Consider the following 14,583-nt stretch of genomic DNA (forward strand, 5'->3'; position numbering starts at 1 on the left):
CAAAAGAAAACCCCGGCGCGAGGGCCGGGGTTTCCTGGAGTTCCGTTGTTCGGCCGTCAGGACGATCCGGCCTTCTTTCCGAACAATCCCTTGAGATTGTCGAAGAGCTCGATCTTCACGCCCTGGCGCTTCATGATGATCGCCTGCTGGATGATCGAGAGCGTGTTGTTCCAGGCCCAGTAGATGACGAGGCCGGCCGGGAAGGTTGCCAGCATGAAAGTGAAGATCAGCGGCATCCAGGTGAAGATCATCGCCTGGGTCGGGTCGGGCGGCGTCGGGTTCATGCGCATCTGCAGGAACATCGTGATGCCCATGATGATGGGCCAGACGCCGATCATCAGGAAGTGCGGCACGTCGTAGGGCAGAAGGCCGAACAGGTTGAACAGCGACGTCGGATCCGGCGCGGAAAGATCCTGGATCCAGCCGAAGAACGGTGCATGGCGCATTTCGATGGTGACGTAGATCACCTTGTAAAGCGCAAAGAACACCGGGATCTGCAGGAGGATCGGCCAGCAACCCGCGAGCGGATTGATCTTCTCCTCCTTGTAGAGCTGCATCATCGCCTGCTGCAGCGCCATGCGGTCGTCGCCGTGCTTGGCCTTCAGCTCCTCCATCTTCGGCTGCATCTTCTTCATGTTCGCCATGGAGGCGTACTGCTTGTTGGCAAGCGGGAAGAACAGGCCCTTGACGACGATCGTCGTGATGAGAATCGCGATGCCGAAATTGCCGAAGTAGCGGAAGAAGAAGTCCATCAGCTGGAACATCGGCTTGGTGAAGAACCAGAACCAGCCCCAGTCGATCATCAGGTCGAATTGCGGAATGGAGTAGGACGTCTCGTACTGGTCGATGATCGGCACTTCCTTGGCGCCGCCGAAGAACAGGTTCTTGACTTCGACGGACTGGCCCGGCGCAATCGAGATGTCGTCCTGGCGATAATCCGCCTGGTAGCGCGGACGGCCGTCCTTGAAATAGGAGAAGCGCGTCTCGTAGGGCGTCGTCTGCGGCGGCACGAGCGCGGTCGCCCAGTACTTGTCCGTGATGCCGAGCCAGCCGCCGGTCGCCTTGCCGGGCGAAACGGTCGTGTCGTCCTCGGTCTCGGTGTACTTCACCTCATGCAGGCCGAGTTCGCCGAGCACGCCGATAAAGCCTTCGTGCAGCACGTAGACGGACGGGTCCGTCGGCTTGAAGAAGCGCGTCGAGCGGCCGTAGGGCGAAAGCGCGATTGCCGCATCCGTCCGGTTCTCGATGCTGTCCGAGATCGTGAACATGTAGTGTTCATCGACCGAGATGGTGCGGGTGAAGGTGACGTTCTTGTCGTTGGTATAGGTGAGCTTGACCGGGGTGGTCTGCGTCAGCTTCCCGGTGCCGTCCTGCGTCCAGACGGTCTGCGGGCCCGGGACCTGGCCGGTCGCCTCGCTGCCGACATAGCCGATCTCGGCAAAGTAGCCGTGTTCGGTCTCGGCGGGGCTGAGCAGCGTGATGATCGGGCTCGTCTTGTCGACGGTCTCGTGGAAATCCTTCAGCTTCAGGTCGTCGAAGCGGGCGCCCGTCAGGCTGATGGAGCCGGAAAGCGAGGGCGTGTCGATCACGACGCGGGCGGATCGGGCCAGTGCCGTCTCGCGCGTCTCGGTCGCGGTGGTGGCTGCCGTGCCGCCGGGCAGCGTGCCGCTTGTGCCGGTCGCGGTCGTCGTGCCGCCGGAGGTGGTGGTCTGCTGGCTCTGGGCGGCCTGCTGCGCCTCGAGCGCGGCGCGGTCCTTCTCCAGCTTGGGGTTCACATAAAGGAACTGCCAGGCAACGAGGATCAGCACGGACAGCGCGATCGCCACGAAGTAATTGCGGTTTTTTTCCATCACTCTTTCCCGGGAGCAGCAGGGCGCTGCTGCTGCTTCTGTTTCTTGACCGTCGCGATCCTGTCGTTCAGACGGGCTTCAAGGGTTTTGAAGGGTGCGCTCAACACGTCCCGTCTGGCGACAACCACATAGTCGTGTCCGGGCTCCATTGCAAACCCGGCCGATAGCCGCACCGCCTCTTTCAGGCGCCGGCGCATGCGATTGCGTTCCACGGCGTTGCCGTGCTTCTTGGTGACGGTGAAGCCGACGCGGGGCGCTTCGTCCGGCATCTGCCGGTCGCGCACTTCGAGAAGGAACAGTGGTCCCTTGCGTTTCTCGCCCTCGCGCACAAAAAGAAACTGCGGACGGCTTTTCAGCCGCCCGACAGCAGATTTCTCAACAGTTTTCGTCATATGCCCGTCGCCTCTGTTCGGGCAGGCACGGCCTTAGGCCGAGAGACGTGCGCGGCCGCGGGCGCGACGTGCGGACAGGACCTTGCGGCCGCCCTTCGTTGCCATGCGGGCGCGGAAACCGTGACGACGCTTGCGAACAAGCTTGGAGGGTTGGTAGGTACGCTTCGACATTTATTTAATACCGCGGTGTGCGGCCCTTCTTGGGTTTGCGTTACGCAAGGAGCGTTGAAGTCCGGCATAGAATTGCCCTCGCGGGAAGCCATGCTTTCCGGACGTGCGCGGCTTATAGGGGCAAAAACGGTCGAAAGTCAATTGCGCAGTCGCTGGTGCGCGCGGCTGTCACAATCGTTAACGGAATAGCACTCAAAAGTTGCATGTAAATTGTGCTTTGTCATGTTTTTGTCACGTTACGTGAGGTAATTCCCCCCGGATTTCCCGGTTTCCTCTCTCGCATCAATGCATTAGCAGTTGTGAATACGCTCAATATTGGGGCGGTTGTATCAAAGTCTAATTAACCTTTAGCGTTTACCGTCCTTCGCGAAGGTGAGGTGGGTCGTGCCCTCTTGCCACCCACCGTTCTTTGGAGTGCGAACGTGAAGATACGCGGCAAGATCTATCTCATTGTGGGCTTGATGGGCCTCATCTCCGTCCTCATCGGCGGCATTGCCGTCCATGTGGTCTCGGAATACAGCAACAAGCTCCATGAATACGAGAATGCCGCAGACCGCGCCTTCCTCGGCGAGCACCTGAACCGGCAGGTCACTGCCGTCGTCATGGAAGCTCGCGGCATCTATGCCTCCAAGGACACCGACGGCGCCAAGAAATTTGCCGAAGGCATCGCCAAGGAACTCGACGGCATCGACAAGACGCTGAACGAATGGCGCCCGATCGTGCCGGAGACGCAGAAGGCCGCCTTTGACGCCGTCGTGGCGCGTGCAGCCGAATTCCGCACCTTCCGCATGGAAACGGCGAGCCTCGGCACAACGGTCTCGATCGTCGCGGCCAACGAACAGGGCAACAACGAGCTCAACCGTGCGAACCGCAAGGCCTTCCAGAAGGAGATCGACGCCGTCGTCCAGACGGACAACGAGAACCTCACCGCCATCAAGGCTGAGATCGCTGCCTTTGAAACTCTCATGCTGACTCTGGTGCTCGGCACTGTCGGCGTCGGCCTTGCTCTCGGTGGCGGTGTTGCCTTCTATATCGCGACCAACGAACTCAGCCGTCCGATCCAGAAGGTGACGGAGACGATGAACCGCCTTGCCGGCGGCGATCTCGACACGGAAGTGCCCTATGCCGGCCGCAAGGACGAGATCGGCGAAATGGCCGCAGCCGTCGCCATCTTCCGCCAGAACGCCATCACCGTGCGCGACCTCAACGCCCAGGAAGAGATCCTGCGCGAGAAGAGCGCCGACCTGCAGTCCTCGATCGCCACCGTCGTGCATGCCGCAGCGGCGGGCGATTTCTCCTCGCGCATCAGCAAGGACTACCAGAACGACGACCTCAACCGCTTTGCCCGCAGCGTCAACGAGCTGGTCGCCGGCGTGGAGGAGGGGATTGCCGAAACCCGCCGCGTCATCGGCGCGCTTGCCGAGGGCGACCTGACGCAGACCATGGACGGTTCCTTCCGCGGCGCCTTTGCCGAGTTGCAGCAGAACGTCAACGCCACGCTGGCCACCCTGCAGCGCACCATGCGCGAGGTGCGTGCCTCGACGGATGCGATCAACGCCAATTCCGGCGAGCTGCGCACGGCTTCCGACGATCTTTCCAAGCGCACCGAGCAGCAGGCCGCCGCGCTCGAGGAAACCTCCGCTGCCCTCGAAGAGATCACTGCTGCCGTCAAGAATTCGACGGAACGGGCGAACGAGGCGACATCGATGGTTGGCGAGGCGACGCAGAGCGCCAAGCAGTCGGGCGATATCGTGCGCAATGCCATCGGCGCGATGAGCCGCATCGAGCAGGCCTCGAACGAGATCAGCCAGATCATTTCCGTCATCGACGAGATCGCCTTCCAGACCAACCTTCTCGCGCTGAATGCCGGCGTCGAAGCTGCGCGTGCCGGCGAGGCGGGCAAGGGCTTCGCCGTCGTCGCGCAGGAAGTGCGCGAGCTTGCCCAACGTGCCGCCAGCGCCGCCAAGGACATCAAGGGCCTCATCACCAAGTCGGGCGACGAAGTGTCCGTTGGCGTCAGGTATGTGCAGGAGACGGGGGCGGCCCTCTCAGATATCGAAAGCCGCGTCGTCACCATCAACGACCGCATCCACGCGATCGCCACCGCCGCCCGCGAGCAGGCGACGGGCCTCCAGGAAATCAGCACCGCCATCAACCAGATGGATCAGGTCACTCAGCACAATGCCGCAATGGTCGAGGAAACCTCGGCTGCGACGCACAAGCTGAAGGGCGAAGCCGACAGCCTGGCCGACCTCGTTGCCCGCTTCCGCACGGGGGATGCCGTGCAGCGTGTGGCGGCCGTGCGCGCCGAGACCCGACCGGTCGAATCGCCCGCCCGCCGCATGATGGGCAATGTCGCCCGCGCCTTCGGTGGCAATCGCGGCGGCGCAGCGGCAGCGGTCGCACAGGAGAACTGGGAGGAGTTCTGATCGGTCATTCCCGGCGCGTTCGGGAGCGCTGCGGCATTTCGTAGCCGGATTCAGCCTTTCAACGCGGCGATCGCAGGATCGCCGCGTTTTTGTCGTTTCCGCGGCAACGTTGGAAAATTTGCCGCAATCTCCTATGATTGGCTGAAATACGTCGTCGACCTTCGGTCACGATGCGTTTGCCGCGCCGCGGCCTGCCTGGGAGTTGAAACATGGTGGACAGAGACGGGACACCGTCCTTGACCGAGAAGCCGGTGCCGGCGGTCGGCTTTCTGTCCGGTCTGTCGGGGCGGCTCCTCCTGGTCACGGCCATCTTCGTCCTGATCGCGGAAGTGCTGATCTTCGTGCCGTCGGTCGCCAACATGCGTCTTCAATGGCTGCGCGACCGCCTGAATACGGCTGCCGCCGCGAGCGTCGTCATCGAGGGCCTGCCGGATCACGAGCTGCCGCGCCCCGTGCAGGAAGAGGCGCTGATGGCGACCGGCACCAAGGCGATCATCCTGAGGCGCCAGGATGCCTCACGCATGGTTGCCGCCGTCGACATGCCGCCGAGCATCGACGCGCAATACGACCTCTCCGACGTCTCGACGCTCGCATCCGTCTATGATGCCTTTGAGACGCTGCTTTTCGGCGGCGAGCGCGTCATCCGCGTTTTCGGTCCGGTTGGGGAAACCAGCACGCGTATCGAACTCCTGCTTGACGAGCGGGCATTGCGCCGCGCCATGCTCGGGCATGCCCGCAATGTCCTGACCCTGTCGATGATCATCTCGCTGGTTACCGCAAGCCCCATCTTCTTCGCGCTCAATCGGCTGCTGATCCGCCCGATCCGCCGCATGACCGCGAACATCCAGGAGTTCGCCGCCGATCCCTCGAACCCGGCGCGTGTGCTGGAACCCTCCGGCGGTCGCGACGAGATCGCCGTTGCGGGCATCCATCTCGCGGCCATGCAGCAGACGCTGCAACGCACGCTGAAGGAGCAGAAGAACCTCGCCGATCTCGGTCTCGCCGTGTCGAAGATCAACCACGACATGCGCAACATCCTCTCCTCGGCCCAGCTGATGTCCGACCGCCTGTCCGATGTCGACGACCCTGTGGTCAAGCGCGTGGCGCCGAAGCTTCTGCGCAGCATCGACCGGGCGGTGGGCTATACCAACGAGGTGCTCTCCTACGGCCGCATGCGCGAGCCGGAGCCGCGCCGCCGCTTCGTCGCGCTGCGCCCGCTGGTGCAGGAGGTTTCCGAAGTGCTGGCGCTCGATTCGCGCAGTGACATCGATTTCGTGGCGCAGGTCGAGCCGGGCCTCCAGGTCGACGCCGACAGCGAGCAGCTCTTCCGCGTCATCCACAATCTGTGCCGCAACGCCGTCGAGGCGCTGTCGCAGGACAGCGGCGCAGAGCGGCGCACCGTGCTTGTCACAGGTCTGCGCACCGGAAGCGTCGTGTCCATCGCCATCGACGACAACGGCCCCGGCATGCCCGCAAAGGCCCGAGACAACCTCTTTGCCGCCTTCCGCGGCTCCGTGCGTTCAGGGGGCACGGGTCTTGGCCTTGCGATCGCCCGCGAGCTGGTGCTCGCCCATGGGGGGACGATCGCGCTGGTCGAAAAGCAGACGCCCGGCACGCTGTTCCGCATCGAACTGCCGGATCGTCCCGTCCCCCTCGATGCGTTCCGCCACCGCGCCTCATAATCCGGGGTTTTGCCGGTGCTGTGTGACGAGCCGATGAAAAAAGTACATTTTTTCTGCGAAAGACGCTTGCAATAGGCCGGAGGACCCTTTAGAGACCGCCTCGCAGCCGGGCAACACACCCGCAACTGCCAGCGCACCCGTAGCTCAGCTGGATAGAGCACCAGACTACGAATCTGGGGGTCAGGAGTTCGAATCTCTTCGGGTGCGCCATTCTTTTCCAAAGATCTAGATTAAGACGAAGTCTCCTCGCTTTGCAGGGGCATGTGGCTCGATGCTGTAAACTGGCACGGCGAACGAGGTTTTGTCGCGCCGCGGCCGAATGTCCGACATCATCCATGGCACTGTGATCGCGTTACGGCGGCAGGCCGATTTCGACCAGGTTGCTGCTGATTTTCCCGGCAGCGCGGAGATAAGCGTCGCTTGCATTGTCCTTGCGCAGGGCGATGTTGGTGGCCGTCGTTCCCGGTCGTAGCGCCAGTCCCTTCGCGAGCGCTTCCTTGGCCTCGGAATCCCGGCCAAGACGGTGGTAGGCGACGGCGAGAAGCATGTGAGCCCGCCCCGAGGCGGGCGTGATCGCGATCGAACGCTGCAGCCAGCCGAGCGCCTCCTCGTTGCGGTCCTGGACGATGCAGACGAGGCCCGCGCCCAGAAGCCACGTCCAGCGGGAAACATCCGGCGTATCGAAGCCGTCTGCCTCCAGGAAGGTCGCGAACGCATCCTCGAAACGGCCGAGCTGAAGTTGCGTCAGGCCGAGCTGAAAAAGGGCGGCGCCATCCCAGGGATTGAGCGAGAGGGTCTTCGTGCAGGCGACAAGGCTTTCGGCGAACTGGTTCGTCGCCGTCAGGAACCGGCAATAGGCGCCCATGGCCGATCCGGAAAGCGGCTGCGCCGCCACGGCCTCTTCAAGCAGCTTGCGTGCGTCATTCTCCGCTGCGTTGATCTGCGCAGGGCTGTACCAGGTCATCTGGATGCCGCGCAGATGCAGCGTCGCCAGTGCAACCTGCACGTCGACATTGTCCGGATCGCCGGCGAGATATGTCTCGAGTATCGTGCGCGCCGTTGCAAAGCGCTCCTTCGTCGTCTGGTTGATCGATGCGGCGGCCTGCTGGATCGCGATATCGGCCGTGCTGCTCCCAGGTGTAGGGCTGTCCTCACGCAGCCTTCCCAGCTTCAGGGCCAGCGTATATCCCACGCCGGCGGCAAGCCGGGATTGCACCCGTTGCGCATCGGGTTGCTGTGCATCGACCTTGGCCTCGACAACCGACAGGACCTCGCGGCTCGCCGTATCGATCAAGCGGGTCTGAAGAATCCAGGATTGGGCGCTCTTGCGCAGCTCGCCCTGGACCAGATGGGTCGGGGCGGTCCTGGCTGCTGTTGCCTGTCCCGCCGAGGCAATGAGCTGGAGGCCGTCGATGCGGGAGAGGCCGGCGATCAGCTGCGCCGACACACCGCGCGCGAGGGCTGCCTCGCGCGGCTCGGCCGTCGTATCGACGAACGACATGACCTCGACCACCGGGGCTGATCGATCGGAAAAAAGGCCGGATTTCACGATGGCAAAAGCCCCGAGCAGCAGGGCGGCGGTGGCGCCCCCTGCAATCATGCGTGCCGTGGTCCTGCGTGTCCGGAGAAACCGGGAGGATACGCCGGAGGCCTCGATCGGCAAGGCCTGGATGGCCGGCTTGGCGTCGGTCGCGGTGGAGACATCGACCGCGAACAGATACCCGCGGCCCGACACGAGCTTGACCATCTGCCGCTCGTGATCGCCAAGCGCAGCGCGAATTTCGCGAATGCATTGGAAGAGGCTGTCTTCCCCGACATGAACGCCGGGCCAGACCGTGTCCAGCAGGACCCGCTTGGGAAGAAGCTGGTGGCTGTGGGCCACGAGCAGCCGCAGGAGCTCGAAGGCCTTCGGGCGCAGCCGGATGACAGCGCCGTCTGGACCACGCAACTCGGCGCGGTCCGGATCCAGAACGAATCCCGAAAAAAACAACACCGGCTCCTCACGATCCCCAGTCGCGGTCCGGCGCAAAATAGAGAAGCGCCGGTGCCGCCGTCAACCGGTGGATGCCTCCGCCTGTCTGCTTGCCTGGGATTTGCATGCGTGGCGCCATCGGCCCCGTTTCAGAAAAAATCAGAAAATTTCAGAACTGCGCCCCCGCGCCGTCAGGACATTCGCGCGGCTTGAGACCTATCACACCGTGAAGGCCGGAAACCGAAGCGCCATGCGGGGGCCCGGGGAGACGTGATGCCAAGCCGTTGATGAGAGAAAACGATGAGCGGCCGGCTGTCCCGGCGGCAGGCCCACTTCGGTCTGCTCGGGCGGGAAGGCGGCCCACCATTCCGGTCCCCCTGGAGGTATCTGATATCTGCCTGCAGCCAGCAGTGCAGCAAGCGGGTTCCGCAGATAGGCTGATCGCGGAGCGGGCGTTCCCGCTGGCTCTCCGCTTCATGGCGCGGGGGTTCCTTGCCGCGCACGAGGCTGCGCCGCGTACGGCCGCGCTCTTCGCCACCCAGCAACGGTGGCTGCTCTGCCATGCAGGCCTGGCGCAGTATTTCCTGGCGGCCCGGCGCGGCGGTGCGGGGCTCACGCGGCGTGGCCTCGGCCTCCTGGCGCGCCAGCACGGCATTGCCAGCCGCAACACCGCCTACGCCTTTTTCGATGAGGCGCTGAAATACGAAGTTGTTCTCCCGGTGGGCACGGGAGAAGAGGTCGTCCCGTCCGCCCTGACCCTGTCGATCCTGACGCAGTGGTATGGCCTGCATCTTCATGTCCTCGATCTTATCGATGGCCGATGCCGGAGCGCGCGCTTCCTGGCCGAACCCGAGCGGCTGTTGACGCATCTTGCGCCACGCGTCGGGATGACCCTGGTTTCGGATGCTGATCTCTACAGGCCCGGCCCGTTCTACACCATCTTCACGTGGGCCGATGCGGGAGGGTTGCTGATGGACCGGTTCATCGCCGGTCTCGAAGAGGGGGCGGTTCCGGAAGCGGGAAACATGCTGACGGACGTGAGCCCCATCTCTTCCCTCGCGGAAGCCTTCGGTCTTTCGCGTGCCCATACCAGCCGGCAGGAGATCGCTAGCGTTTCGACCCGCTCTCGCATGGCGGCCGCCTCCGCCGTCACAGAATGAAGTCGGTTGCCTTGAGGTTGATCGTTCCGTCGAGCAGGATCGAGAAATCAGCATCCCCATCCCATCGCCGTCGAGATCGCTGAGGACCGTCGTCTTGCCGCCCTTGATCTCGTAGCGCAGTTCCCCGGCCTTGCCGGTGAATGCCCCCTTGCCGAGGAAGGTGAAGAACGGGTCTTCCCCGTTGCCGTTGCCGTTGTCGAGGCCGATCCTGCCGAGGTCGATCTTGTCGCCCAGAGAGGCTGTCGGAACCCTTGCCGTCATAGGCCTGGTCGTTTTCATCGCCGCCGCTCAGGCTGTCATTGCCCTCGCCGCCACACATCGTATCATTGCCGTTCATCGACCCGTCGATCCAGGTTGCACCGCCCTTGCGCGTTCCGTTTGCATTGAAGGCCTGCTGGTAAACATCAGTCCGCCCAGTGGACGTGTTCTCGGACGCCCAGGTAGCGACCCAGCCTCCGTCGCTGAGGCCGGCAACAGATGAGGCCCTCTCCAGAAAATCCGACTGCGTGTTTACACGCGTGATCGTGCCTCCGACCATTGCCATGAAAGCGCTCCTTGCCTGTCAATTTTTGAACAAGGTCCCTGTCCGTATCGCGGTCTCGGGCCCCGTCGTCCGGCGGCCGAATGGCCGCTCATCCCGGGTAGGCTAGGGCACGGACCTCCCGTGGTCTCCGTCCATTTTTGATCTGGGTACGATCGATTGTCGCCAGCAAGTCCATCCTCGGTCACCGGCAGGCGACGTGACCGATATGCCACGCCTTGCCGCCGTACGCCCTGCTGGGTGCTTGCCGCTCTTCAAAACCGCGCGCCGCTCGGCTAAGCAGGGGAAAGCGGTGCTGCCTGCACCGGCGAAACCAGAAAGCGGAAGGAAGCGGGGCATGATGAACCGCGAAATGCCGCGCGTATTGCGTCGCGTGATCTTCGCCGGACTGCTTGCCCTTGCGGGCTGCGCCGGCCGGCCGGAAGGTGTGCTCGTGCCGAGCGGCGAAGCGCCGGCGGGTGTCTCGACGGTCGATCTCCTCGTCGCCACCACGCGCGCGCCCTCGCACCAGCCGGGCGTGCTGTTCTCCGGCGAGCGCGGCTCCGAACTCGTGATGCGCGACATCAGGGTTTCCATTCCGCCGGATGACAAGCGCAAGGTCGGCCAGGTGCAATGGCCGGAAAAGCTGCCGGCCAATCCGCAAAAGGATTTTTCGACTGTCAGCGTGACGCCGGTCGACAGTGCCCAGAAGAGCCGTGCCTGGCTTGACGGGCACCTGCCGAAGAGCCGGCGCGTGCTCGTCTTCGTACACGGCTTCAACAATCGCTATGAGGATGCCGTTTATCGCTTCGCGCAGATCGTGCACGATTCGAAGACCGATGCCGCGCCCGTGATCTTCACCTGGCCCTCGCGCGCCAGCATTTTCGATTATTCCTACGACAAGGAAAGCACCAACTACTCACGTGACGCGCTGGAGGAACTGCTGCGCGCCGCGGTCAACTCGCCCGAGGTCGGCGAGATCACCATCATGGCGCATTCCATGGGCACCTGGCTTGCGGTGGAGACGCTGCGCCAGATGGCGATCCGCGACGGCCGCGTTCCGAAGAAGATCCAGCAGGTGATCCTTGCCTCGCCCGATCTTGATGTGGACGTCTTCGGCCAGCAGTTGCGCGCCATCGGCAAGGAGCGTCCGCAATTCACGCTGTTCGTCTCGCAAGATGATCGGGCACTGACGCTCTCGCGGCGCATTTCCGGCAATGTCGACCGGCTCGGCCAGATCGACCCCTCGCAGGAACCCTATCGCAGCATGCTGGAAAAGCAGGGCATCATCGTGCTCGACCTGACGGCGCTGAAATCGGGTGACAGCCTCAACCATGGAAAATTTGCCGAAAGCCCGGAAGTGGTGCGGCTGATCGGCAACCGCTTGATCGCCGGCCAGACCGTCACGGATTCCGAGGTCGGTCTCGGCGACCGGCTCGGTGCGGTGGCGCTCGGCACTGCCCAGACGGTGGGCAGCGTCGCCAGCATCGCCGTCTCCACGCCCATCGCGGTCTTCGATCCGGTGACGCGCAAGAACTACAACGACCAGTGGCTGCGCTTCGGCCAATCCGTGGAAGACACTGCGGTGACGGCGACCGGGCAATGAAAAGGCGGCTCTCGCAGGAGCCGCCCTCGCTTCGCAAATCCCGTGGGGTCAGCGGACCCAGATGACCTCACGGGTATTGCGGTCGACGAGAACCGGACGTTGATCGATATAGATGTAACCGTAGCTCGGGCTCTCAGGCACCTCGACGATCTCAACCGTATCCGGGATGAGCGCACCGGCCTCCACCGGGCCTTCCAGCACGACGGGCTCCAGCGGATGGCGCTCGACATAGGTGATCGTCGCTTCCGGAATGTCGGCGGAGATGCTGGCTGTCGTTTCGACCTCCGGTGCATAGATCACCTGGCGGCTATCGGTGCGCACGATCACCGGGCGATTGTCGATGTAGACATAGGCAAGGTCCGGGTGCTCGGGGATCGGCGTCAGCGTGACGGTGTCGTCAAAACGCGTGTCCGACGTCACCTGACCTTCCAGAATGACGGGCGGTGTCGGGTTTTCCAGCACGTAGACACGGGCATCGTCCGGCACGGCAGCCTCCGCGCCGATGGCAACGCCAACGGCACCGCCGACAATGGCGCCAACCGGGCCGCCGACGACGGCGCCGGCGGCCGCGCCCGCTGCGCCGCCGGCCGCACCGCCGAGGACTTCCTTGTCGCCGTCATCTGCATGGGCCGCGGTGGCGCCGATGAGCGCCAGTGCGGCGCCGGCCATCAGAAACTTACGCATGTCATTCTCCTTCGAATGTGGTTTTCCCACCCCTTCGGCAGAGACAACGTCACTTTCTGTCTTCGGTTCCGTGCAGGACGCGGTGGCGCATCACGATGTGTAACGCGCGTTAACCTGTCCCTCAGGCAATTTCCGAATCGCGCCGTGCGATTTCGTAGTCCTCGTTGTGTACCTGCAGGCCGTCTTCCGTGACGACGACGATGCCATAGGCCGCGGGCTCGTCGACCGAGAGCGACGCGTTCGGCGCGTCAAAGGGCATCGGCTGCTGGTGCACGGGGCTCTTGAGGATCGAAAATGGAATGCCGCGGTGCGAGCCACCGATCGTACGGTGCACGTGGCCGGCGAAGATGTGGCGCACATTGCCGTGTTTCAGCACGATTTCGTAGAAGGCGCCCTCGTTGGAAAGCCGGATTGCGTCCATCCCGGTAAAGCCGGTCTTGTGCGGCGGGTGGTGCATGAAGAGGAGGACGGGACGTCCGCCGGCACCGGAAAGCGTATTGTCGAGCCAGGTCAGGCGCGTTTCGCAGAGATAGCCGGCATGGCTGCGCGGATAATCGTAGGGTGGGGCGAAAAGCGTATCGAGCAGCACCACGCGGCAGTCGTCGAAATCGATCGCCTGCTGCACAAAGCCATTCTCGTCCGGCTTCACATAGGAGAAGCTTTCGAGAAAGCGCTCGCGATAATCGTGGTTGCCGATGGTGATGGCGGCCGGCGGCACGAGCAGTGACAGGAGATCGCGCAGGCGCTCGTAGGATTGCGTGTCCGCGCGGTGCGTCAGATCGCCGGTAAAGATAACCCGGTCGGCATCGGCATGGTAGCGGTTGACGTGTTCGATGCCGGCGAGCAGGCGCTTGTAGGGATCGAGGCCGATAATGGTCGACCCCTCGGGCACCATATGCAGGTCGGTAAAGACGATGAGCTTGGTCATGAAGAGGTCTCGCAGCAGGGATTATATCCGGCGATTGCCGGATGCCCTTTCGTAGCGTGTGAACCAGTCGCGTGAAAAGCTGTTGGAATGCACGGCAATCTGATATATCAGAGAGTAAACGGGGCCGAGCCTGGCCGAGACGGAGCAGACCGACATGAGATGGAAGCGCACGATCCAGTTGCTGGATGTTCATTGCGAAGGCGAAATCGGCAAGGTGGCGATCGGCGGCGTGCCGAAAATCCCCGGCAACACGATCGCCGAGCAGCTGAACCACATCAACACGGTTGACGACAGCCTGCGTCGTTTCCTCTGCCTGGAACCGCGCGCGGCGGCGACCGGCTCGGTAAACCTTCTGGTTCCCGCCAAGCGTCCGGAGGCAGATGCAGGCTTCATCATCCTCCAGGCCGACCAGGCGCATGCCTCCTCGGGCTCCAACTCGATCTGTGTCACCACGGCGCTTCTGGAATCCGGCATTGTCGAGATGAAGGAGCCGGAGACGGTGGTGGTGCTCGATACGGCCGCCGGTCTCGTCAAGGCCACGGCGACTTGCCGCGACGGGCGCTGCGAGAAGGTCAAGCTCACCATGGTGCCGTCCTTCGTCGAGGCGCTGGACGTGGAGATCGACACGCCGCACTGGGGCCGCGTGCGCTTCGACATCTCCTATGGCGGCATTTTCTATGCGCTGGTCGATGTCGACCAGATCGGCACCAAGATCGAGAAGGGCAATGCCCGTGCACTGGTCGATGCCGGCATGGCGCTGAAGGATCTGATCAACAAATCGATGACGGTCGTGCATCCCGAGATCCCCGAGATCAACGGCGTCGCCTATGTCATGTTCCGCGATCGTGATCCCGATGGCCTGGTGCGCACCGCGACAACCATGTGGCCCGGCCGTGTCGATCGCTCGCCTTGCGGCACGGGCAATTCCGCCAATCTTGCGGTCCTGCATGCCCGCGGTCTCGCCAAGGTCGGCGATACGTTCCGCTCGCGCTCGATCATCGGCTCCGAATTCGAGGTGGGGCTGGCGGCCGAAACCGTCGTTGCCGGCCGCACGGCGATCATCCCCACCATCACCGGCCGCGGCTGGACCTTTGGCCTGCACCAGATCGCGCTCGATCCGACCGATCCGCTCGCCAACGGTTTTGCCATGACGGACACCTGGGGTCCGCAGGCCGGCGAGATCGTCTGA

Annotated in this window: 12 protein-coding genes and 1 tRNA gene; 6 read left to right on the top strand and 7 right to left on the bottom strand. The window is 63.4% G+C overall.

Features of this window, described 5'->3' with window-relative positions; all coding sequences use genetic code 11:
- Positions 1–56 precede the first annotated feature (56 nt).
- The 3 genes from yidC to rpmH are packed head-to-tail and all read right to left on the bottom strand — an operon-like array spanning position 57 to position 2,413.
- Positions 57–1,850 carry a membrane protein insertase YidC gene (gene yidC, locus P9A16_RS12890; protein ID WP_024270218.1) on the bottom strand — a complete coding sequence of 598 codons (1,794 nt, stop codon included), beginning with the start codon at positions 1,848–1,850 and terminating at the stop codon, positions 57–59.
- Positions 1,850–2,242 carry a ribonuclease P protein component gene (gene rnpA, locus P9A16_RS12895; protein ID WP_023515341.1) on the bottom strand — a complete coding sequence of 131 codons (393 nt, stop codon included), beginning with the start codon at positions 2,240–2,242 and terminating at the stop codon, positions 1,850–1,852. The genes yidC and rnpA overlap by 1 nt, the downstream gene beginning before the upstream one ends.
- 33 nt (positions 2,243–2,275) lie before the next feature.
- On the bottom strand, positions 2,276–2,413 hold the full coding sequence (rpmH, locus tag P9A16_RS12900; RefSeq protein WP_037405882.1) for a 50S ribosomal protein L34: 138 nt from the start codon (positions 2,411–2,413) through the stop codon (positions 2,276–2,278).
- 422 nt (positions 2,414–2,835) lie between these two features.
- Here rpmH and P9A16_RS12905 point away from each other — a divergent pair, with 422 nt between their 5' ends.
- The 3 genes from P9A16_RS12905 to P9A16_RS12915 all read left to right on the top strand — a co-directional run bounded on the left by P9A16_RS12905 (position 2,836) and on the right by P9A16_RS12915 (position 6,734).
- A complete protein-coding gene (locus P9A16_RS12905; RefSeq protein ID WP_024270217.1) occupies positions 2,836–4,842 on the top strand; it encodes a methyl-accepting chemotaxis protein in 2,007 nt (668 codons plus the stop codon).
- A gap of 209 nt (positions 4,843–5,051) precedes the next feature.
- Positions 5,052–6,524, top strand: a complete 1,473-nt coding sequence (locus P9A16_RS12910; RefSeq protein WP_050742621.1) for a sensor histidine kinase — start codon at positions 5,052–5,054, stop codon at positions 6,522–6,524.
- 133 nt (positions 6,525–6,657) lie between these two features.
- Positions 6,658–6,734: transfer RNA gene (locus P9A16_RS12915), tRNA-Arg, on the top strand.
- 142 nt (positions 6,735–6,876) lie between these two features.
- Here P9A16_RS12915 and P9A16_RS12920 read toward each other — a convergent pair.
- A complete protein-coding gene (locus P9A16_RS12920; RefSeq protein WP_037405878.1) occupies positions 6,877–8,517 on the bottom strand; it encodes a winged helix-turn-helix domain-containing protein in 1,641 nt (546 codons plus the stop codon).
- 389 nt (positions 8,518–8,906) lie between these two features.
- Here P9A16_RS12920 and P9A16_RS12925 point away from each other — a divergent pair, with 389 nt between their 5' ends.
- Positions 8,907–9,656: a hypothetical protein gene (locus P9A16_RS12925; RefSeq protein ID WP_156031892.1), complete on the top strand. Its 750-nt coding sequence runs from the start codon at positions 8,907–8,909 to the stop codon at positions 9,654–9,656.
- On the opposite strand, the gene P9A16_RS12930 is transcribed toward P9A16_RS12925, so the two are convergent.
- Positions 9,646–10,200: a hypothetical protein gene (locus P9A16_RS12930; RefSeq protein ID WP_278025723.1), complete on the bottom strand. Its 555-nt coding sequence runs from the start codon at positions 10,198–10,200 to the stop codon at positions 9,646–9,648. The two genes, P9A16_RS12925 and P9A16_RS12930, sit on opposite strands and share 11 nt — an antisense overlap.
- A 334-nt stretch (positions 10,201–10,534) precedes the next feature.
- On the opposite strand from P9A16_RS12930, the gene P9A16_RS12935 reads away from it, so the two are divergent.
- Positions 10,535–11,782, top strand: coding sequence for an alpha/beta hydrolase (locus tag P9A16_RS12935; protein WP_023516031.1), 1,248 nt, complete (start codon positions 10,535–10,537; stop codon positions 11,780–11,782).
- Between the two features lie 48 nt (positions 11,783–11,830).
- On the opposite strand, the gene P9A16_RS12940 is transcribed toward P9A16_RS12935, so the two are convergent.
- Together P9A16_RS12940 and spdA are read right to left on the bottom strand one after the other, a co-directional pair.
- Positions 11,831–12,466 carry a DUF1236 domain-containing protein gene (locus P9A16_RS12940; RefSeq protein ID WP_023516030.1) on the bottom strand — a complete coding sequence of 212 codons (636 nt, stop codon included), beginning with the start codon at positions 12,464–12,466 and terminating at the stop codon, positions 11,831–11,833.
- Positions 12,467–12,587: 121 nt separating this feature from the next.
- Positions 12,588–13,394 (bottom strand): 2', 3'cyclic nucleotide phosphodiesterase SpdA, encoded by an 807-nt coding sequence (gene spdA, locus P9A16_RS12945; RefSeq protein ID WP_024270216.1) that lies wholly within the window; start codon positions 13,392–13,394, stop codon positions 12,588–12,590.
- Between the two features lie 154 nt (positions 13,395–13,548).
- Here spdA and P9A16_RS12950 point away from each other — a divergent pair, with 154 nt between their 5' ends.
- A complete protein-coding gene (locus tag P9A16_RS12950; RefSeq protein WP_023516362.1) occupies positions 13,549–14,583 on the top strand; it encodes a proline racemase family protein in 1,035 nt (344 codons plus the stop codon).

The organism is Shinella sp. 838 (assembly GCF_029623935.1).
GTDB lineage: Bacteria > Pseudomonadota > Alphaproteobacteria > Rhizobiales > Rhizobiaceae > Shinella.